Raw genomic sequence first — 20,375 nt, forward strand, 5'->3', positions numbered from 1 at the left:
TGCAGGGCGCCGATGCAGGCCTTGGCCCTTCAATCGTGCCGGACGCGGAGCGCCTAAAACGCTATTCTGTCCAGGTTTTCCCCTTACAGAATGTGAACTGCCAAATGCCAGACTGGAACCACTACCTACAGCGCATCCTTGAGTTGATGAAGCGCTATCCAGGGCTGATCGCGGCGTTTGGCTTTTGCTCGGGGGTGGGCAGTTTCATTCTGGTGGACCGCCAGCAAGGCATGGCCCGCTGGATTGCGGTGATCCTGCTGGTGAGCTGGGTCTGGTTGATGCTGGAAAACACCTTCACCCGGCTGTTCAGCCGGGTGTTCAAGCGCGAAATACCTGAACCGCTGCTGCGCTATGCCACCCAGATGATCCACCAGGAAAGTTTTTTTTTCGTCCTGCCATTTTTCTTTATCACCACCACCTGGAACAGTGGCCAACTGGTCTTTACCGGACTTCTGGGCGTGTGCGCACTGATCGCCATCACTGACCCGTTGTATTACAAATGGCTGGCCCCCCGGCGCTGGCTGTTTCTGGCCCTGCACACCCTGGCCCTGTTCGCGGCCATGCTGACGGCGTTGCCGATCATCCTCAACCTCACCACCTCCGAGAGCTACAAACTGGCGCTGGGCACCGCCGTGCTGCTGTCAATTCCCAGCTTGGCCGTGAGCCTGCCGCTGAAAACCTGGCGTGGCTGGCTGGTATTGCCCTTGATAGTCCTGGCCCTGGGCGGCACCGGCTGGCTGCTGCGATCCTGGGTGCCACCAGCTACGCTGTGGATGACCGAAGTGGCCGTCACCACCCAGTTGCAGGACCGCACGCCGGGCGAGAGCATCAAGCACATCAGCGTCAGCGAGCTGCGCAGTCGTGGCCTGTACGCCTATACCTCGATCAATGCGCCCCGGGGTTTGAATGAGCGGATTTACCATGTGTGGCAACTCAACGGCCAGGAGGTCGACCGCATCGCCCTGGATATTCATGGCGGGCGCAAAGAGGGTTATCGCGCCTGGACCCACAAGCAGAATTTCCCGCCGGACCCGGTGGGTCGCTGGCAAGTCCGGGTGTTGACCGAGGATGGGCAACTGATCGGCGTTTTGCGCTTCAGGGTTAACCTGGATCAATCTGCGCCTGCGGTTGTTAAGGCAAACTGAAGCACTTTTGCCGGATTGTGCTATTACATAAGGTCTGCGTTCAAACGTACCGAGCTGGGAGCTTAAGACTATTACGGCCATGGCGGGCAATGCCCAACTAGACACTTCCGGTAATCCGGCGCGACTGCTGATCAGCGGCGACTGGACGCTTGCCCATTACACACGCCTCAAGCAGCAGACCGAACAGCTGGTCGGCAAGTACGATGCCCAGACCGCCATCAACCTGGACGACGTGTCCAGCATCGATACGGCCGGGGCTTCGCTGCTGGTGGAGCTGCTGGGGGCAGAGCGCGTCAGCCAGTTGACCGACACCGCCCAAAAACTCCCCGCCGCCGACCGCGCCTTGCTGCAAACGGTCTATTCCTCGATGCGCGATTTTTGCGTGCCGGTCGCAGCCCAGGAACAGAACGTCGGCATCCTCTTGCTCAGCCGCATCGGCAGCGCGGTCTACAAGCTGTGGCAAGACTCCCTGCAACTGCTGGGGTTTATCGGCCTGATCCTGCAGACCCTGGCGCGCAACCTGTTTCGACCCAAACAATGGCGCATTACCCCGGTGGTGGCGCATATCGAGCAGATCGGTCTTAACGCCGCGCCGATCGTGGTGTTGCTGACCTTTATGGTGGGCGCCGTAGTGGCGTTTCTCGGTGCCACGGTACTGGCCAACTTTGGTGCGGGGATTTTTACCGTTGACCTGGTGGCGTTTTCCTTCCTGCGTGAATTTGGCGTGTTGCTCACCGCCATCCTTCTGGCCGGGCGCACGGCCAGTGCCTTTACCGCGCAAATCGGCTCGATGAAGGCCAACGAAGAAATTGACGCGATCCGCACCCTGGGCCTCGATCCGATGGACTTGCTGGTGTTGCCACGGGTGCTGGCGCTGTTGATTTCCCTGCCGCTGCTGACATTCATGGCCATGATGGCGGGCATCCTCGGCGGTGCCGTGGTCTGCGTGGTGTCCCTGGGTATCTCGCCGGACATGTTTATTTCGCTGCTGCACTCGGATATCGGCGTGCAGCACTTTTTGGTGGGCATGGTCAAAGCGCCGTTCTTTGCCTTCCTGATTGCCGCGGTGGGCTGCCTTGAAGGCTTTAAAGTCAGCGGCAGCGCCGAGTCGGTGGGCGCCCACACCACGTCCAGCGTGGTCCAGTCGATCTTTATCGTGATCGTCCTCGACGCCGTGGCCGCGTTGTTCTTTATGGAGATGGGCTGGTGAGTACGTCCCTGCGCAAACCCGGCGAGACCGTGATCGAGGTGCGTGACCTGTGCAACCGCTTTGGTAGCCAGACCGTGCATGAACACCTCGACCTAGATGTGTACAAAGGTGAGATTCTCGGCGTGGTCGGCGGCTCCGGCACCGGCAAATCCGTGCTGCTGCGCAGTATTGTCGGTTTGCGTCGGCCCACTGAAGGGCAGGTCCGGGTGTTTGGCCAGGACTTGATGAGCCTTGATGAACAGGCGCGCTCGATGATCGAGCGGCGCTTTGGTGTGCTGTTTCAGATGGGCGCGCTGTTTTCTTCACTGACGGTAAAAGAGAACATCGCCCTGCCCCTGATCGAGCACGCCGGCCTGAGCCGGCCTGATGCCGAGCACCTGGCGTGCGTCAAGCTGGCGCTGTCGGGATTGCCCCTGTCGGCAGCAGACAAGTACCCGTCTTCACTGTCCGGTGGCATGGTCAAGCGCGCAGCGCTGGCCCGGGCGCTGGCGCTGGACCCGGACATCCTGTTTCTGGACGAACCCACCGCTGGGCTGGATCCGATCGGCGCGGCGGCCTTTGACCAACTTATCCTGACACTGCGCGATGCGCTGGGGTTAAGCGTGTTCCTGGTCACCCACGATCTCGACACGCTGTACACCATCACTGACCGGGTGGCGGTGCTGTCGCAAAAACGGGTGCTGGTGGCGGCACCCATCACTGAGGTCGAAGACTACGACGACCCGTGGATTCATGACTATTTCCATGGCCCCCGTGGCCGCGCCGCGTACGAAGCGGCAACCCACCTCAAGGAGCAATGACATGGAAACCCGTGCCCATCATGTATTGATCGGCCTGTTCAGCGTCCTGATTGTCGTCGGGGCCATGCTGTTTGGCCTGTGGCTGGCCAAGGCGAGCATGGACAGCACGTTCAAGGATTACGAAGTGGTGTTCAACGAAGCCGTCAGCGGCCTGTCCAAAGGCAGCTCGGTGCAATACAACGGGATCAAGGTCGGCGACGTGATCGAATTGCGCCTGGACGACAAGGACCCGCGCCGGGTACTGGCGCGCATTCGTCTGGCGGCCAACACCCCGGTCAAGGTCGACACCAAGGCCAAGCTGGCGCTGACCGGCGTGACCGGGACTTCGATCATCCAGCTCAGTGGCGGTGACCCCAACAGCCCGCCCCTCAAGGGCAAGGACGGCAAGCTGCCGGAAATCGTGGCTTCGCCCTCGCCCATTGCCCGCCTGCTCACCGACGGCTCTGACGTGATGGCCAACGTCAATATGCTGCTGCATAACGCCAATGCGTTGTTCTCCGAAGACAACGTCAACCGTGTCAGCAAGACCCTGGACAACCTTGAGCAAACCACTACGGCCATTGCCGGTCAGCGCGGCGATATCAGCCAAACATTGAAACAGCTGGCCCAGGTCGGTAAACAGGCCAGCGTCACGCTTGAGCAAACCAACGTGCTGATGCGCAACGCCAACGGCCTGTTGAGCACCGAAGGCAAACAGATGTTCAACAGCGCCGAGCAGGCCATGAACTCGCTGCAGCAGAGCACGGCGACGATCAACAAACTGATCAACAACAATGAGGACTCGCTCAACAGCGGCCTGCAGGGGCTGAATCAGCTCGGCCCTGCAGTCAATGAACTGCGCGAAACCCTTGGCACATTGCGCTCGATCTCACGGCGCCTGGAATCCAATCCAAGCGGTTACTTGCTGGGCCGCGAGCAGAACAAGGAATTCACCCCATGAAGCGCACCTATCGCCTGGCAGGTTCCATCGCCCTTGCTACTGGCCTGAGCCTGCTCAGCGCCTGCTCGATTTTGCCCAAACCCGAGATAGTCGACGTGTATCGGCTGCCGGCGGCGCAAGCACCCATGGCCGTCAGCCAGAGTACGCCAGTGAAGTGGTCATTGCGTCTGGAAAAGCCGATGACCACTGGCGCGTTGAACAGCCAGAACATCGTGGTGGTGCCTGAGGGCAACCTGATCAGTAACTACAAAGGTGCCCGCTGGAGCGATACGGCCCCGGTGCTGTTGCGCAACCGTCTGCTTGAGGCCTTCTTGCAGGATGGCAGGATCCAGGGCTTGAGCACCGATGACAGCAACTTGCAGTCCGATTACGAACTGGGGGGCGAATTGTTGGCGTTTCAGACCCACTACAACGGCAAAAGCCCGGAAGTGCTGATCCAGTACAACGCCCGCCTGGTACGCAGCAGCGATCAGCGGGTGATTGCTTCCAAACGCTTTGAGACGCGCCAGCCGCTGAGCAACCCGATGGTACCAGGCGTGGTCGCAGGTTTTGGCCAGGCCAGTGATGTGCTGATGCCACAAGTGGTGCAGTGGGTGATGCAGCAGGGGCAGGCGCAGCGTTAAAAACGCCCGAAGCAAGAGCCCAAAGCCCCTCCCCCCAACCCTCTCCCTGCGGAGAGGGTTGAAACTAAGTTCACACCTCCCTTCAATTAAAGACCGCTGTCTTGATACCGGCATTCGTAAATTCACACTAATCACCCTGCTGTAGGAGCGGGCTTGCTCGCGATGGGATCGACGCGGTGTGTCTGTCAGACCACGTCGTCCGAATCACGAGCAAGCCCGCTCCCACTGGGTTACGCATGTTCTGGCGGCGGGTTCTTGTTCTCCTTGATCTTGTACGAAGCCACATACAGCGCTGGCAAAAACAACAGCGTGAGCAAGGTGGCCGATAGAATGCCGCCGATCATGGCGTAGGCCATCGGCCCCCAGAACACGTCCCGGGCAATCGGAATCATGCCCAGGCTGGCCGCTGCCGCGGTCAGCAGAATCGGCCGACGACGATGCTGGGTGGCTTGCATCACCGCGTGCCACGGATCGAAGCCGTCGCGTTCGTACTGGTCGATCTGGGTCACCAGGATCACCGAGTTACGCACGATGATGCCCACCAGCGCCAGAATCCCCAGGATCGCCACAAAGCCCATCGGCGTGCCGGTGGGCACCAGTGCCAGCACCACACCGATCAGCCCCAGCGGCGCGACACTGACCACCAGGAACATCTTGTGCACGCTTTGCAGCTGGATCATCAGGAAGGTTGCCATCAAGAACAGCATCAACGGCACGACTTTGGCGATCGGGCCCTGGGCCTTGGCGCTCTGCTCTACCGTACCGCCGGTTTGCACGTTGTAGCCTTCTGGCAGGTTGGTGGCGAACTTGTCGACCTCGGGCTTGAGCACCTTGACCAGATCGGTCGGTTGCATCGAGCCGCGCACCGAGGCCTTGAGGGTCAGGGTGGGGATCCGGTCACGGCTCCAGATCAGGGGCTGCTCCAGCTCGTAGCGCACCGTGGCAAAGGCCAATAGCGGGATCGAGGTGCCGCTGGGGGTGGTGATCTGCAGGTTGAGCAGGGTTTCCGGGGTACCGCGCTCGTTGCTGTTGGCCCGCCCGACGATATTGATCAGGTAAATGTTGTCCTTGACCTGGCTGACGGCGGCACCGCTGACGATGCTGTTCATCACATGGGCCACGTCTTCGGATGACAGCCCGAACTGGCGGGCCTTGTCCTGGGCAATGTCGATACGCAGCACCTTGCCGGGCTCGTTCCAGTTGAAGATGGTTTCACCGACATTGGGGTTGGCGTCGAGCACCGAGGCCAGGTCGATCGAGTACTTGCGCACCAGGTCGATATTCGGCCCGCTGACCCGATATTGCAGCGGCTGGCCCACCGGCGGCCCCAGTTCCAGGGTGTGCACGAAGCTGCCCACCCCCACAAAGTCCTCGCGCAAGCGTTTGTTGAGCCGTTCGATCAGGGCATCACGGCTTTCCAGGCCTTTGCTGACAATCACCAACTGGGCATAGAAAGGGTTTTGCAGTTGCTGATCGAGCGGCAGGTAGAAGCGGATCGCGCCCTCACCGATATAAGAACTCCAGCGCACGATATCGTCATCACCCTTGAGCGACTCTTCAAAACGCTGGGTGACCTTGAGCGTCTCCTGGATCGAGGCGTTTTGCGGCAGGTTCAGGTCCACCAGAATCTCGGGGCGGTCAGAGGCCGGGAAAAACTGGTTCTGCACCAGGCCCATGCCGAACACCGCCAGTACAAACATCAGCACTGTCGCGCCAATGGTCGTCCAGCGATAACGCATGCACCACAGCAGCGCGGTGTCGAAGGCCTGGGCCAGGCGCCCGGGTTTCTCGGGCTTGGGTTTGACCTTGGCGCTGAGGATATGCACGCCCAGCACCGGCGCGAACAGCACGGCCACCACCCACGACACCAGCATTGCCACGGCAATCACCGCGAACAGGGTGAAGGTGTACTCCCCCGCCGAGCTGTTGTTAAGGCCGATGGGCACAAAGCCTGCCACGGTCACCAGTGTCCCGGTGAGCATCGGGAACGCCGTGGAATGATAGGCAAAGGTCGCCGCCTGCTCCTTGGTTTCCCCAAGTTCCAGCCGGGTGATCATCATCTCCACCGTGATCATCGCATCGTCCACCAGCAGGCCCAGGGCGATGATCAGCGCACCCAGCGACACGCGCTGCATGGCGATGCCGGTAAATTCCATAAACACGAACACCAGCGCCAGCACCAACGGGATCGAGATCGCCACCACCAGACCGGCGCGCAGGCCCAGGCTGATGAAACTCACCGCCAGTACAATCACCACCGCCTCAAACAGGGCGCTGGTGAAGCCGCTGACAGCCTCCTCGACCACTTGCGCCTGATCGGACACCATATGCACGCCAACACCTACCGGTAACTGCGCGGTCAGGTCGTCGATGCGCTGCTGTAGTTGCTTACCGAACTCCTGAATGTTGCCACCATCAATCATGGCGATTGCCAGACCAATGGCCGGCTTGCCGTTGTAATGGAACATGGGGGCCGCGGGGTCGACGTAGCCACGGGTGATTTCGGCAATGTCGGCCAGGCGGTAAAAACGGTCGTTGACCCGCAGATTCACGGCGGCCAGATCCTCAACGCTGTGGAACTGCCCCGAGGTGCGTACCGACATGCGCTCCGGCCCGGCCTCGATTACCCCGGCGGGAGTGACGGCGTTCTGCTCTTGCAGGCTTTCCAGAATGTGCTGTTGGTCGAGGCCCAAAGCTGCCAGTTTGCGGGTAGAGAAATCCAGGTAGAAGGTTTCGTCCTGTTCACCGATGGTCATCACCTTGCCGCGATTGGGTACATCGCGAATGCCGGTGCGCACTTGCTCTACATAGTCGCGCAGCTGACGCATGGTGAAGCCGTCGCCGGTGAAGGCGAAAATGGTGCCATAGACATCACCGAACTCATCGTCGAACCCCGGGCCTTGAATGCCCTGGGGGAAGTCGCCGCGAATGTCGCCGATCTTTTTGCGCACCTCATACCAGATATGCGGGATGGCATCGGCTTTGGTGGTGTCCTTGAGGAACACAAACACCGTCGACTCACCGGGCCGGGTGTAACTTTGCACGTAGTCGAGAGAATCCAGCTCCTCAAGCTTTTTCTCGATGCGATCGGTGATTTGCAGGCGGGTTTCGTCGACCGTAGCACCGGGCCATTTGGACTGGATGACCATGGTTTTGATGGCGAAGGACGGGTCTTCAGCGCGCCCCAGATTGATGTATGAAAAAATCCCGGCGACCACCGCGACAAACATCAAATACCAGACAAATGACTGATGCTTCAGAGCCCACTCGGACAGGTTGAACTTCCCATTCATTGCGAGCTTTCCTTATCGAGTCTGACTTTCTGCCCGGGGGTGAGGCTGTACACACCTGCACTGACCACCCTGTCGCCGGTTTTGATACCACCCGACAACAGCACATTGCGGGCGTCGCGGCGCAGTACGCTGACGTCACGCGGGCTGACGGTTTGAGTGGCGCTGTCAATGATCCATACGCGGCTGTGGCCGTCGACTTCCTGCAGGGCAGTGAGCGGCAGCTGGAAGTGCTCGGCTGTCGGGCTGCTGACGGTCACGCTCACCGAGCTGCCAAGACGGAATGCCGCCGGCGTCTGGTCCAGTGTCAGGCGGGTGCGCCGGGTGCGGGTGGCGCTGTCGGCTTGCGGGGCGATTTCGCGGACATGGGCGCGGGTGTTGATAGTCGGGTCGAGCTGGCCGGCGACGAGGAATTCGATACCTTTGGGCAGTGCTTCGGCCAACGGACCCGGGAGGTCGATGACCGCCTCCTTGATTTCAGGGCGGGCCAGTGTGACCACTTCCTGGCCAATGCTCACCACTTGCCCGGCCTCGGCATGCCATTGGGTAATCACGGCATCATGGTCGGCGCGCAGGTTGCAGTAGCTGAGCTGGTCCTGAGCCTGATTGACCGCAGCCTGCGCCTGCTGCATCGAAGCCTGTGTGGTCTTGAGGTCGGCTTGCGCGGTGTCCAGTTGGGCCTGGGCGCCCACACCACGGTCGAACAGCTCTTGCTGACGACGGGCATTGGCCCTGGCGTTGATCAATTGTGCCTGTACCTTGGCCAGATCACCCTGGGCCGCACGCAGCTGATTTTGCTGATCGGTGGGGTCGAGGTTGGCCAGAATGTCACCCTGTTTCACCACCGCACCCACATCGTAATAACGGCGCACGATGCGCCCCGGAACACGAAAGCCCAGGGTGCTTTCATAACGAGCTTCGATACTGCCAGCAAAGCGGCCCAGATCCTGGACCAGCTCGGGCCGGGCAATCACATACAGCGCCGGGCGAACGGGTTCCGGCGGCTGTTTCTCCGAGCAGCCCATCAGCATCGCAGCAGCCAGCGGCATCATCCATAAACGCCTCATAACTGCACCCCTTCGGCCGGTGCGGGAACGATTTCAACTTTCATGCCCGGGTGTAACAACTGCCCCCCTGCAACCACGACTTTTTCTCCATCCTTGAGGCCTTCGCTGACGATCACGCTGCCGGTCAGGTAGCGCCCGACCTTGACCCGTTGCAGGCGTACATTGCTTTGCTCGTCGGCGATCCATACGGCGGGCTCGCTGATGTCCTTGGTCAGGGCCGACCATGGCAGTTCAATGCTGGCGCTGGGCGGCGGGGTCAGGTTGACACTGACAATCGAGCCCAGGTCCATACCCTTGGGCAAGGCGTCGAGCTGCACCTTGATCTGCAGCGTGCCGCTTTGTGCCGCAACCGTGGGAGTGATTTCACGGATCTGGCCGTTGACCTTGATTGTCGGATCGCTCAGCAGCGTGACCTGTACCGTGGGGTCTTTGGGGGGTTCGATAAACAGCGATTCATACACGTTGAATACGGCATCCCGTGCGCCATCGCGGGCCAGGGTAAAAATCGGCATGGTGGCCTGTACCACCTGCCCGACTTCGGCCTGGCGCGCGGTGATGATGCCCGGTGCCTCGGCCTCCAGGTTGCTGTAACTCAGTTGTTCGCGGGCGTTGGCCAATTGCGCCTGGGCCGCTGCGAGGGCACTTTTGGCGCTCAGTTGGGCGGCATTGGCAGCATCGTATTCGCTTTGGCTGGTGTAGCCCTTTGGCAGCAGCTTTTGCTGACGCACAAACGCCGCGCGGGTTTGCACCACTTGCGCCTGTTGCGCGTTAACGCTGGCCTGGGCGGTCTCGACCTGGATCTTCAGGTCTTTGGGGTCGAGACGGGCCAGCACCTGATGGGCCTGGATATGGTCACCTACATCCACCTTGCGCTCGATAATCTTGCCACCCACCCGGAATGACAGCTGGGTTTCGACCCGGGCCTGAATATCACCGCTGAGCTGGATCGGTGGGGCGAACTCACGGGTACTCACCTGTTGCACATACACCCGGGGGGACAGAGGCTCTTTGGGGCCCTCCTTGCCGCACGCGGTGAGAAGCGCCAACAGGCTCAAGCCCAAAATGCCCGTGTTCAGTGGACCAGCCATGCAAGCTCCTTTGCGTGATGCCGTTTAACATGCGGATACGGTTGATAGCGTAGAACAGTGTTCAGCGTCTGTGGGACTCTATTACCGCCTATCAGTTTCACGAAATGAGGTCACCCCATGCTCACCACCCTGGCCGTGGCCAACTACCGTTCCATCAATCAGTTGGTGGTGCCCCTGGCCCGGCTGAATCTGATCACCGGCCCCAATGGCAGTGGCAAATCCAACCTTTATCGCGCCCTGCGCTTGTTGGCCGAAACCGCCCAGGGGGGTGTGGTCAATGCCCTGGCCCGTGAAGGCGGCCTGAGCTCGACGTTCTGGGCCGGGCCTGAGGTGATCTCCCGCCGCATGAAGCTGGGCGAGGTTGATGTCAACGCCAGCGTGCGCCAGGAAGCCAAGCGCCTGCGCCTTGGTTTTGCCGGAGAAGACTTCAGCTACGCCATCGCCCTGGGCTTGCCGATACCCGGACGCACGCAGTTCAACCTCGACCCGCAGATCAAGCATGAGAGCCTCTGGGCAGGGCCTTTTTACCGCCCGGCCAGCGAGCTGGTTGAACGTAAAGGCCCCATGATCCGCGCCCGTGACGGCCGCAACTGGCAGGTGTTGGCACAGCACACGCCGCTTTTCGACAGCCTGTTCGATCAGGTCGGCAGCTTGCAGGCATCCCCTGAAGTGTTGCAGTTGCGCGAGTCCATCCGTGGCTGGCGTTTTTACGATCACTTTCGCACTGACCCCGACGCGCCTGTGCGCCAACCACAACTGGGCACGCGCACGCCGGTGCTGCATCATGATGGCCGTGATCTGGCCGCTGCGTTGCAAACAATCCTTGAGGTCGGCAACCCTGAAGCCTTGCATGCCGCGATCAGCGATGCATTCCCTGGCGCACGGCTGGAAATCGAATGTGTGCCCGGCGGGCATTTTTATATCGAGTTTTATCAAGAGGGGCTGCTGCGCCCGTTGTCTGCCGCCGAGCTCTCGGACGGTACCTTGCGCTATCTGCTGCTGGTTGCGGCTTTGCTGACCCCGCGTCCGCCGAGCATGATGGTGCTCAACGAACCGGAAACCAGCTTGCACCCCGATTTGTTGCCCGCGCTGGCGCGGCTGATCATCAGTGCTTCGCAGCACTCGCAGGTGTGGGTGGTATCCCATGCCCGGCGTCTGATCGCCGCCCTGCAACAAGACCCTGAGTGCAACTGCATCGTGCTGGAAAAAAACCTTGGCCAGACAGAAGTGGTCGGCCAACGCATGCTGGACCAGCCCGCCTGGTATTGGCCCGACAAATAAAAACGCCGACGCTATAAAAGCCGTCGGCGTTTTCAGTAGCCTGGCGTGTAATCAGAACGCTGGCAGTACCGCACCTTTGTATTTTTCAGCAATAAAGGCTTTTACTTCAGGGCTGGTCAGGGCCTTGGCCAGCTTCTGGATTGCGACGCTGTCCTTGTTGTCAGGGCGGGCAACCAGGAAGTTCACGTATGGCGAATCAGCACCTTCGATGATCAGCGCGTCAGTGGCCGGGTTCAGGCCTGCTTCCAGCGCGTAGTTGGTGTTGATCATGTCCAGGTCAACCTGGTCCAGCACCCGTGGCAGCAGTGCGGACTCAAGTTCCTTGAACTTGAAGTTGTGCGGGTTCTTGGCGATGTCCTTCGGGGTCGACACAGCGTTGGTCGGGTCTTTGAGTTCGATCAGACCGGCCTTTTGCAGCAGAATCAGGGCACGGCCGCTGTTGCTGCCTTCGTTAGGGATAGCGATGGTTGCGCCGTCTTTAAGCTCGGACAGGTTTTTGACTTTCTTCGAGTAGCCACCGAAGGGTTCAACGTGAACACCGATCACGGTGGTCAGGTTGGTGCCTTTGCCTTTATTGAAGCTTTCCAGGTATGGAAGGGTCTGGAAGTAGTTGGCGTCCAGGTGTTTTTCGGCCACTTGCACGTTAGGTTGCACGTAGTCGGTGAACACTTTGATTTCCAGATCCACGCCTTCTTTGGCGAGGGTTGGTTTGATCAGCTCAAGGATTTCGGCGTGAGGCACCGGCGTAGCGGCAACCACCAGTTTTTCGCCAGCCTGTGCCAGGCCTGCAGTCAAAGCAGCCGCCAATGCGGTAAACAACAGAACCTTTTTCATGCGATACCCTTATGTGTGTGACCGTTCGTATGAGGGTTTTCCTGGAAGACGAAGCGGACAATACCGAGTTTCTTTATTCCAGAACAATAATATTTATTCAGCTTCTTATGCCATTTTGTTCACTTGAGTTTTTTTTGGGGAGCGGGCTTGCCCGCGACAGGAACGCCGTGGTGTGACAGATACACCGCGTCGCTGCCATCGCGGGCAAGCCCGCTCCCACAGGGTCAAGGCAACAACTGCCTGACCGCCGCCAACTCCTGTGCCGTGGCGCCTTTTACAAACAGCTCGATCTGGCTCAGGGCGTCAGGCAGGTTCAAGTGCTCGGGCTGGATCTCCTCGCCCGTGCTCACCAGCAAAGCAAAATGAATCACGTTTTCCAGCTCACGGGTATTGCCCGGCCAGCTGTGGCGCTCAAGTACCCGCTGGGCTCTGTCGCTGATAAACGGCACGGGCAGGTTCAGGCGCTGGCTGTAAATGCCCAGGAAATATTCGGCCAGCGAAAGGATGTCTCCCGGCCGCTCGCGCAACGCGGGCAAGTCCAGCCGCCCTTCGCTGAGGTAGTGATACAGCCGCTCGTGGAATTTTCCGGCAGCCACCGCCTGCGCCAGATCGATACTGGTGGCCGCCACCAGGCGCACGTCCACCGGGCTCGGTTGATGGGCGCCCACACGGGTAACTTCGTGGGTTTCCAGGGCCGCCAGCAGCTTGGTCTGGATTGCCCATGGCAAGTCGCCGATTTCGTCCAGATAAAGAGTCCCGCCATTGGCCGAACCAAACCACCCGGCGCGGCTGCTGGCCGAACTGCTGTGTGTTCCGGCGGCATAGCCAAACAGCTCGGCGTCAGCGTAAGTGGGGCTGATGGCACCGCAATTGACTGACACAAACAGGCCGGTGCGGTCACTGGCGCGGTGGATATGTCGAGCGAGCAGCTCTTTGCCGCTGCCGGTTTCACCACGAATCAGCACGGGCAAGGCGCGCGGCGCGAGCAGCTCCAGATCGTTGCGTAATTGGCGCGAGCGGGGGTCGACAAACACCAGCGCTTTGGCGCGAATGCTCAGCGGGCTTTTTTCCGCGTCAGGAAAGGTCAGCAGCGGCTGACCGAAGGTTTCATGCAGGCTCATGGCAGGCTCCCGCCCGCCGCCGGAGGGTGGGCGCGGGCGTTACAGGAATTCACGCGCGACGCAGGGCGCCGTGCTCGATACGGGTTTGCAGGCGGTATAAAAAGGCGAAGCCTTGCTCCCAGCGCTGGTGTCCGGATTTAACGTTGATATGCCCGGCGCCGCTGATGATGCCGATCTCGGCGCCCCATTGACGGGCAAATTCCATAGCCCGTGGCGCGCTGACAGCACCATCGTTATCCGAGCTGACGATGTGGCTTGGAAAAGGCAACGACCGGGTCGGGATCGGGGCAAAGTTGCGCAAGGCCGGCGCACAGGCCGGGCGCTCGACGTCTGCCGGGGCCACCAGCAACGCGCCGCGCACTTGGTTTAACAGGCTTTCTGGCGCACGCTCGGCCCAATGGGCTACGGTAATGCAACCCAGGCTGTGGGCGATCAGGATCACGGGGGTGCTGTCGGCAGCAATGGCTTCGGCCAGGGCGGCGATCCAGTCTTCGCGGCGGGGCGTCAGCCAGTCGGCCTGCTCCACCCGAGCACTGTTCGGCAAGCTGTTTTGCCAGTGGGTTTGCCAATGATCGTCGGACGAACCTTGCCAGCCCGGCACTATCAAATAGCGAATCGAATCATTGCCCATGGGTGTGCGCCTCCAGCGGTATGTGTGTTACCGAGTCAGTATAGGGACGGTTTTTAGATTCGCTAAGGAATAAGAAGCTATTTGTTTATAACTAAAAATAAAAACTTGAGGGTTCTGCACCATGAAAATCCTGGTCGACCATTTGAGCCAATATGCTGCCTATCACCGCGACCCGCACAATATCGCCACGCATTTCGTGGGCATCCCGCTGATCGTGATTGCCGTTGCAACGCTGCTGTCGCGCCCGCAATGGATGGGTATTTCACCGGCAGTGCTGGTGATGCTGGCCAGTGCCGTGTTTTACCTGCGCCTTGAGTTGCGCCTGGGGTTGTTGATGACGCTGCTGCTGGCTTTGACGGTGTGGCTGGGGCACGCACTGGCGGGGTTGGGCACCGCTGCCTGGCTGGGCTGGGGCATTGGACTGTTTGTGGTGGGCTGGGTGTTTCAGTTTGTCGGGCATTACTACGAGGGGCGCAAGCCGGCGTTTATCGATGACGTCACCGGGCTGATCGTGGGACCGCTGTTCGTGGTGGTGGAACTGGGGTTTTTGCTGGGCTGGCGCGAGGATTTGCGTCGGGAGATGGCGCTGCGCGCCGGTTAGCGCATTGTGGGAGCGGGCTTGCTCGCGATTGGGCCACCGCAGGGTGAAAGAGTCACCGCGTCGTGGCCATCGCGGGCAAGCCCACTCCCACAAGGGCAGGTCAGCGCTTGAACGCCTGATGCAACTGCGCCAGGGTTTCGAAGTGGTACTTGGGTGCAAACGAGTTCAGCTCTTCAAAGCTGCCAAAGCCATAGCCCACCGCCGCTGCGTCCATGCCGTTGTCGCGGGCACCGATCAGGTCGTGCTTGCGATCACCGATCATCAGGGTTTGCGCCGGGTCCAGTCCTTGTTCGTTGACCAGATGGGCAATCAGCTCAACCTTGTTGGTGCGGGTACCGTCCAGCTCGCTACCGTAGATCACCTTGAAGTGCCTGGCGAAATCAAAGTGGCGGGCAATTTCGCGGGCATAGATATGCGGCTTTGAGGTAGCGATAAACAGTTGGCGGCCCTGTGCAACCAGCTCTTCCAGCAAGGGAGTGACACCCTCGAACACTTCATTTTCGTACAGCCCGGTCACGGCAAAACGCTCGCGGTAAAAGCCCATCGCCTCCCACGCCTTCGCCTCGTCGAAGCCATAACTGGCCATGAACTGTTGCAGCAGCGGCGGGCCGATAAAGTGCTCGAGTTTGCTCAGGTCTGGCTCATCAATGCCCAGTTTGCTCAAACCGAACTGGATCGAGCGGGTGATCCCTTCCCGTGGGTCGGTCAGGGTGCCATCGAGGTCGAACAATACGTTCTGGTAATGCATGCAGGGCTCCAAAAAGGGGGGCTTAAACGGGCTGGGCGTAGCCTTCGGCCAAGTGCTGGTCCTTGAGCTTGACGTAATTGCCGGCACTGTAGGTAAAGAAGGCCTTTTCTTTTTCGGTCAATTCGCGCACTTGCTTCACCGGGCTGCCCACATACAGAAAGCCGCTGGCCAGGCGTTTGCCCGGTGGCACCAGACTGCCCGCGCCGACGATCACGTCGTCTTCAATCACGGCGCCGTCCATCACGATGCTACCCATGCCGATCAGGATGCGGCTGCCCACGTTACAGCCGTGCAACATGACTTTGTGGGCGATGGTCACGTCATCACCGATCAGCAGCGGGAAGCCTTCAGGGTTGAAGGGCCCGGCGTGGGTGATGTGGAGTACGCAACCGTCCTGCACGCTGGTGCGCGCACCGATGCGGATGCGGTGCATATCGCCGCGAATCACGGTAAGTGGCCAGATGGAACTGTCGGCGCCGATTTCGACGTCACCGATCACCACCGCCGAGCGATCGACAAAGGCACGCTCGCCCAAGGTCGGTGTGTGCTGCTGGAATGGACGAATGGACACAAATAGCTTCCTTCTTTAGCCGTAATAGGGCGTTGCAATGCTGCGGTCAGCGTCGATTGTAATTAAGATGAGCCAATGTTTCTTCCAGCCAAGGTGCCAAACGTGAGCGAGAACAACCCTCTATTGCAGCCCTATGACCTGCCGCCGTTCTCGGCGATCCGTCCTGAGCACGTACAGCCGGCCATCGAGCAGATCCTCGCCGACAACCGTGCCGGCATTCAAGCCATCCTCAAGGATCAGGGCCAGAACCCGACATGGGCAGGCCTGGTAATGGCGATGGATGAGTTGAACGACCGGCTGGGCGCGGCCTGGAGCCCGGTCAGCCACCTTAACGCGGTGTGCAACAGCGCAGAGCTGCGTGAAGCCTATGAGGCCTGCCTGCCGGCATTGAGCGCTTACTCCACCGAGATGGGCCAGAACCGCGAACTGTTCCAGGCCTTTGAAGCCCTGGCCCACAGCCCGCAAGTCGGCGACTTCGACCAGGCCCAGAAAACCATTCTTGAGCATTCGCTGCGCGACTTCCGCCTGTCGGGTATCGACCTGCCGGAGGCCGAGCAAAAGCGTTACGCCGAGGTACAAAGCAAGCTTTCCGAGTTGGGCAGCAAGTTCTCCAACCAGTTGCTGGACGCCACCCAGGCCTGGACCAAGCACATCACCGACGAAACAGCACTGGCGGGCCTGACCGACTCGGCCAAGGCGCAAATGGCGGCTGCCGCACAGGCCAAGGGCCTGGACGGCTGGCTGATCAGCCTCGAGTTCCCCAGCTACTTCCCGGTGATGACCTACGCCGAAGACCGCGCCCTGCGCGAAGAAGTCTACGCGGCTTACTGCACCCGCGCCTCGGACCAGGGCCCGAATGCCGGCAAGTTCGACAACGGCCCGGTAATGGAAGAAATTCTCGACCTGCGTCAGGAGCTGGCCAAGCTGCTGGGTTTTGCCAGCTTCGCCGAGCTGAGCCTGGCCACCAAAATGGCCGAGACACCGGATCAGGTGCTGACCTTCCTGCGTGACCTGGCCAAGCGCAGCAAGCCGTTCGCTGCCCGCGACCTTGAGCAACTGCAAGCCTACGCCAGCGAGCAAGGTACCCCTGAGCTGAAAAGCTGGGACACCGGCTTCTTTGGCGAAAAGCTGCGTGAGCAGCGCTACAGCGTGTCGCAAGAAGCCCTGCGCGCCTACTTCCCGATCGACAAGGTACTGGGCGGGCTGTTCGCCATTGTCCAGCGCCTGTACGGCATCGAAATTGCCGAAATCAAAGGTTTCGATACCTGGCACCCGGATGTTCGCCTGTTCGAAATCAAGGAAAACGGCCAGCACGTCGGGCGCTTCTTCTTCGACCTCTATGCCCGCGCCAACAAGCGTGGCGGTGCCTGGATGGACGGTGCTCGCGACCGTCGCCGCACCGCAGCCGGCAAGCTGCAAAGCCCGGTGGCCAACCTGGTGTGCAACTTCACTCCAGCCGTTGCGGGCAAGCCTGCACTGCTGACCCACGACGAAGTGACTACCCTGTTCCACGAATTCGGCCACGGCTTGCACCATATGCTGACCGAGATCGAACACGCGGGTGTGTCGGGCATCAACGGCGTAGCCTGGGATGCGGTCGAGCTGCCGAGCCAGTTCATGGAGAACTGGTGCTGGGAACCTGAAGGCCTGGCGCTGATTTCCAGCCACTACGAAACCGGCGAAGCACTGCCAAAAGACCTGCTGGATAAAATGCTCGCAGCCAAGAACTTCCAATCTGGGCTGATGATGATTCGTCAGCTGGAGTTCTCGTTGTTTGACTTCGAACTGCACGCCACCCACGGTGACGGTCGCAGCGTTGCGCAGGTGCTTGACGGCATCCGCGACGAAGTCTCGGTGATGCGTCCGCCTGCCTACAATCGCTTCCCGAACAGCTTTGCGCATATTTTCGCCGGCGGTTACGCGGCGGGTTACTACAGCTACAAGTGGGCAGAAGTGCTGTCGGCCGATGCGTTCTCGCGTTTTGAAGAAGAAGGCGTGTTCAACCCGCACACCGGCAAAGCGTTCCGCCAGGCGATCCTGGCCCGTGGCGGCTCGAAGGCACCGATGGAGCTGTTCAAGGACTTCCGTGGCCGTGAGCCGTCGATTGACGCCCTGTTGCGTCACAGCGGCCTGACCGAGGACTCGGCAGCATGAGTGATGCACCGGTGAACGTGAGCAAAAAACGCTTTATCGCCGGGGCTGTCTGCCCGGCGTGCAGCGAACCTGACAAGTTGATGATGTGGAACGAAGACGAAGTGCCGCACCGCGAATGCGTGGCCTGCGGTTATTCGGATACGTTGAATGAACAGGGTTTGTCGGTGCCCAAGGAGTTGGGTACGCGGGTCAATACGTCAGCGCTGAAAAAAGCACCGGATCCCAAGGTGCAGGCGGTGCAGTTTTTTCCTAATCCGAAACTGAAAAAGCCCTGAAGATCAACAGCCCCTCACCCTCTCCCGGAGGGAGAGGGGACTGAAGTCAAAAGCAGATTCACGCAACGCCATAGATCAAGCCCCCTCTCCCTCCGGGAGAGGGTTGGGGTGAGGGCGCTCGTGCTTTTAAGCCTTCTGCCACACCTTGGGCTTGAAGAACAACGTCTCGCCGCGCGCCAGATCGGTCAGGCTGTCATGGTCCTTGACCACTTCCACTTCGATCAACTCGCTCTGCCCTTCAACCTTCAATGTCACCCGCGTGGTTGCACCCAATGGGCGAATGTCACGCACCTCTGCAGCATGATGGTCTTCGATCTCGTGACGCGACAGTGACACTTCATGCGGACGGAACAGCACATGCTGGTCCTCACCGATATGCAGGCGGTTGGAGTCACCCAGGAAGTGATACACAAAGTCGCTGGCCGGGTTTTCATAGACTTCGCCCGGTGAGCCGATCTGCTCGATTACACCCTTGTTCATCACCACGATACGGTCGGCGACTTCCATCGCTTCTTCCTGGTCATGGGTCACGAACACGGAGGTCAGGTTGATATCTTCGTGCAGGCGCGCCAGCCAGCGGCGCAGTTCTTTGCGCACCTTGGCGTCCAACGCACCAAACGGTTCGTCCAGCAGCAGTACCTTGGGTTCTACCGCCAGGGCACGGGCCAGGGCGATACGCTGACGCTGACCGCCTGACAGCTGCTCAGGGTAGCGATCCGACAGCCAGTCCAGCTGCACCATGTTCAGCAACTCGTGGACTTTTTCAGCGATGCGGGTTTCGCTCGGGCGTTCCTTTTTCGGCTTCATGCGCAGGCCGAAAGCCACGTTATCGAACACCGTCATATGGCGGAACAGGGCGTAATGCTGGAACACAAAACCGACGTTGCGATCACGCACATCGTGCCCAGAGACGTCTTCACCGTGGAACACGATGTTGCCTTCGTCCGGGGTTTCGAGGCCGGCGATAATGCGCAGCAAAGTGGTCTTGCCGCAGCCCGACGGGCCGAGCAGGGCCACCAGCTCACCGCTATGAATGTCCAGATTGATGCTGTTCAGGGCCTTGAAGGCATTGAAGTTCTTGCTGACGTTACGGACTTCGATCGACATGGTTTATTCCTCCGCGGCGCTGGCGCGCAGGCGGTTAATACGGGATTCGCTCCACTGCTTGAGCAGCAGGATGAAGAGAGCCAGGATCAGCAACAGGGTGGCCACGGCGAAGGCGGCAACGTGGTTGTATTCGTTGTAGAGAATCTCGACGTGCAGCGGCAGGGTGTTGGTCACCCCGCGAATGTGCCCGGAAACCACCGACACCGCACCGAACTCACCCATCGCCCGCGCAGTACACAGCACCACGCCGTAGATCAGGCCCCATTTGATATTGGGTACGGTCACGTGCCAGAACATTTGCCAGCCATTGGCGCCCAGCAGGCGTGCGGCCTCCTCTTCCTGAGTGCCCTGCTCCTGCATCAGCGGGATCAGTTCCCGGGCCACAAAGGGCACGGTCACGAAGATGGTGGCCAGCACGATACCCGGCAAGGCGAATACGATCTGGATGTCGTGGTCCTGCAACCACGGACCGAGAAAGCCCTGCGCGCCAAACATCAGCACGTAGACCAGACCGGCGATCACCGGTGAGACCGAAAACGGCAGGTCGATCAGGGTGACCAGGATGCTCTTGCCGCGAAAGCTGTACTTGCTCACGCACCAGGCCGCGCTGACGCCGAAGACCACGTTCAGTGGCACCGAAATCACCACGGCGATAATGGTCAGCTTGAGGGCCGACAGGGCGTCGGGTTCGAGGATGGCGTCGAAAAAAGTACCGACCCCCATTTTCAAACCCTGGGACACCACGATCAGCAGCGGCAGCAGCAGGAACAGGGTGAAAAACAACCAGCCGAAGCCGATCAGCAGGCGCCGCGACAGCGGGCTGCCACGGCGGGCGGCATTGGCCACGGATGAAGCGCTCTGTGTTGAGCTGGACATGGTCAGGCCTCCT

The 20,375-nt window shown here is 60.2% G+C and carries 19 protein-coding genes; 9 read left to right on the top strand and 10 right to left on the bottom strand.

Going from position 1 to position 20,375, the window contains the following annotated elements:
- The first annotated feature begins 104 nt into the window (after positions 1-104).
- From EQV96_RS15355 to EQV96_RS15375, 5 genes are all read left to right on the top strand, one after another.
- On the top strand, positions 105-1,145 hold the full coding sequence (locus tag EQV96_RS15355; RefSeq protein WP_094999774.1) for a DUF5924 family protein: 1,041 nt from the start codon (positions 105-107) through the stop codon (positions 1,143-1,145).
- A gap of 79 nt (positions 1,146-1,224) precedes the next feature.
- On the top strand, positions 1,225-2,355 hold the full coding sequence (locus tag EQV96_RS15360) for an MlaE family lipid ABC transporter permease subunit (RefSeq protein ID WP_094999773.1): 1,131 nt from the start codon (positions 1,225-1,227) through the stop codon (positions 2,353-2,355).
- Between the two features lie 8 nt (positions 2,356-2,363).
- Complete coding sequence (locus tag EQV96_RS15365; protein ID WP_153326752.1) at positions 2,364-3,155, top strand: ATP-binding cassette domain-containing protein; 792 nt, start codon at positions 2,364-2,366, stop codon at positions 3,153-3,155.
- Between the two features lies 1 nt (position 3,156).
- A complete protein-coding gene (locus EQV96_RS15370) occupies positions 3,157-4,095 on the top strand; it encodes an MlaD family protein (protein ID WP_094999771.1) in 939 nt (312 codons plus the stop codon).
- Positions 4,092-4,718 (top strand): ABC-type transport auxiliary lipoprotein family protein, encoded by a 627-nt coding sequence (locus tag EQV96_RS15375; RefSeq protein WP_094999770.1) that lies wholly within the window; start codon positions 4,092-4,094, stop codon positions 4,716-4,718. The genes EQV96_RS15370 and EQV96_RS15375 overlap by 4 nt, the downstream gene beginning before the upstream one ends.
- A 230-nt stretch (positions 4,719-4,948) precedes the next feature.
- Here EQV96_RS15375 and EQV96_RS15380 read toward each other — a convergent pair whose 3' ends face one another.
- Genes EQV96_RS15380 through EQV96_RS15390 form a run of 3 tightly spaced genes read right to left on the bottom strand, consistent with a single transcriptional unit; the run spans position 4,949 to position 10,163 of the window.
- Positions 4,949-8,011 carry an efflux RND transporter permease subunit gene (locus EQV96_RS15380; RefSeq protein WP_095017844.1) on the bottom strand — a complete coding sequence of 1,021 codons (3,063 nt, stop codon included), beginning with the start codon at positions 8,009-8,011 and terminating at the stop codon, positions 4,949-4,951.
- Complete coding sequence (locus EQV96_RS15385; protein WP_094999768.1) at positions 8,008-9,075, bottom strand: efflux RND transporter periplasmic adaptor subunit; 1,068 nt, start codon at positions 9,073-9,075, stop codon at positions 8,008-8,010. Before EQV96_RS15385 ends, EQV96_RS15380 begins: the two co-directional genes overlap by 4 nt.
- Entirely contained in the window at positions 9,072-10,163 is a 1,092-nt protein-coding gene (locus EQV96_RS15390; protein ID WP_095020494.1) for an efflux RND transporter periplasmic adaptor subunit, read from the bottom strand. The genes EQV96_RS15385 and EQV96_RS15390 overlap by 4 nt, the downstream gene beginning before the upstream one ends.
- A gap of 117 nt (positions 10,164-10,280) precedes the next feature.
- Between EQV96_RS15390 and EQV96_RS15395 the strand changes: the two genes are divergently transcribed.
- On the top strand, positions 10,281-11,444 hold the full coding sequence (locus EQV96_RS15395; RefSeq protein ID WP_095020495.1) for an AAA family ATPase: 1,164 nt from the start codon (positions 10,281-10,283) through the stop codon (positions 11,442-11,444).
- Positions 11,445-11,495: 51 nt separating this feature from the next.
- Here EQV96_RS15395 and EQV96_RS15400 read toward each other — a convergent pair whose 3' ends face one another.
- From EQV96_RS15400 to EQV96_RS15410, 3 genes are all read right to left on the bottom strand, one after another.
- Positions 11,496-12,278, bottom strand: a complete 783-nt coding sequence (locus tag EQV96_RS15400) for a MetQ/NlpA family ABC transporter substrate-binding protein (RefSeq protein ID WP_095017848.1) — start codon at positions 12,276-12,278, stop codon at positions 11,496-11,498.
- Between the two features lie 224 nt (positions 12,279-12,502).
- Positions 12,503-13,399, bottom strand: coding sequence for a sigma 54-interacting transcriptional regulator (locus tag EQV96_RS15405; protein WP_240882171.1), 897 nt, complete (start codon positions 13,397-13,399; stop codon positions 12,503-12,505).
- A gap of 49 nt (positions 13,400-13,448) precedes the next feature.
- The gene (locus EQV96_RS15410; protein ID WP_094999763.1) at positions 13,449-14,030 is read right to left on the bottom strand and encodes an alpha/beta hydrolase; all 582 of its coding nucleotides are present in this window, start codon (positions 14,028-14,030) and stop codon (positions 13,449-13,451) included.
- Between the two features lie 121 nt (positions 14,031-14,151).
- Between EQV96_RS15410 and EQV96_RS15415 the strand changes: the two genes are divergently transcribed.
- Positions 14,152-14,631: an Mpo1-like protein gene (locus tag EQV96_RS15415; protein WP_240882172.1), complete on the top strand. Its 480-nt coding sequence runs from the start codon at positions 14,152-14,154 to the stop codon at positions 14,629-14,631.
- Between the two features lie 100 nt (positions 14,632-14,731).
- On the opposite strand, the gene EQV96_RS15420 is transcribed toward EQV96_RS15415, so the two are convergent.
- Positions 14,732-15,379 (bottom strand): HAD family hydrolase, encoded by a 648-nt coding sequence (locus EQV96_RS15420; RefSeq protein ID WP_094999761.1) that lies wholly within the window; start codon positions 15,377-15,379, stop codon positions 14,732-14,734.
- A 22-nt stretch (positions 15,380-15,401) separates the two neighbouring features.
- Entirely contained in the window at positions 15,402-15,950 is a 549-nt protein-coding gene (locus EQV96_RS15425; protein WP_095017850.1) for a gamma carbonic anhydrase family protein, read from the bottom strand.
- Between the two features lie 75 nt (positions 15,951-16,025).
- On the opposite strand from EQV96_RS15425, the gene prlC reads away from it, so the two are divergent.
- Complete coding sequence (gene prlC / locus EQV96_RS15430) at positions 16,026-18,104, top strand: oligopeptidase A (RefSeq protein WP_218723731.1); 2,079 nt, start codon at positions 16,026-16,028, stop codon at positions 18,102-18,104.
- Positions 18,101-18,379 (top strand): YheV family putative zinc ribbon protein, encoded by a 279-nt coding sequence (locus EQV96_RS15435; protein WP_094999759.1) that lies wholly within the window; start codon positions 18,101-18,103, stop codon positions 18,377-18,379. Before prlC ends, EQV96_RS15435 begins: the two co-directional genes overlap by 4 nt.
- A 126-nt stretch (positions 18,380-18,505) precedes the next feature.
- Here the strand turns inward: EQV96_RS15435 and EQV96_RS15440 are convergent, their stop codons facing one another.
- Both EQV96_RS15440 and cysW read right to left on the bottom strand, forming a co-directional pair.
- The gene (locus EQV96_RS15440) at positions 18,506-19,486 is read right to left on the bottom strand and encodes a sulfate ABC transporter ATP-binding protein (protein ID WP_094999758.1); all 981 of its coding nucleotides are present in this window, start codon (positions 19,484-19,486) and stop codon (positions 18,506-18,508) included.
- A gap of 3 nt (positions 19,487-19,489) precedes the next feature.
- Positions 19,490-20,362 carry a sulfate ABC transporter permease subunit CysW gene (gene cysW / locus EQV96_RS15445; RefSeq protein WP_094999757.1) on the bottom strand — a complete coding sequence of 291 codons (873 nt, stop codon included), beginning with the start codon at positions 20,360-20,362 and terminating at the stop codon, positions 19,490-19,492.
- Positions 20,363-20,375: the final 13 nt, after the last annotated feature.

The sequence above is a fragment of the Pseudomonas sp. TMW22080 genome, from assembly GCF_022496745.1.
Taxonomy (GTDB): Bacteria; Pseudomonadota; Gammaproteobacteria; order Pseudomonadales; family Pseudomonadaceae; genus Aquipseudomonas; species Aquipseudomonas bubulae.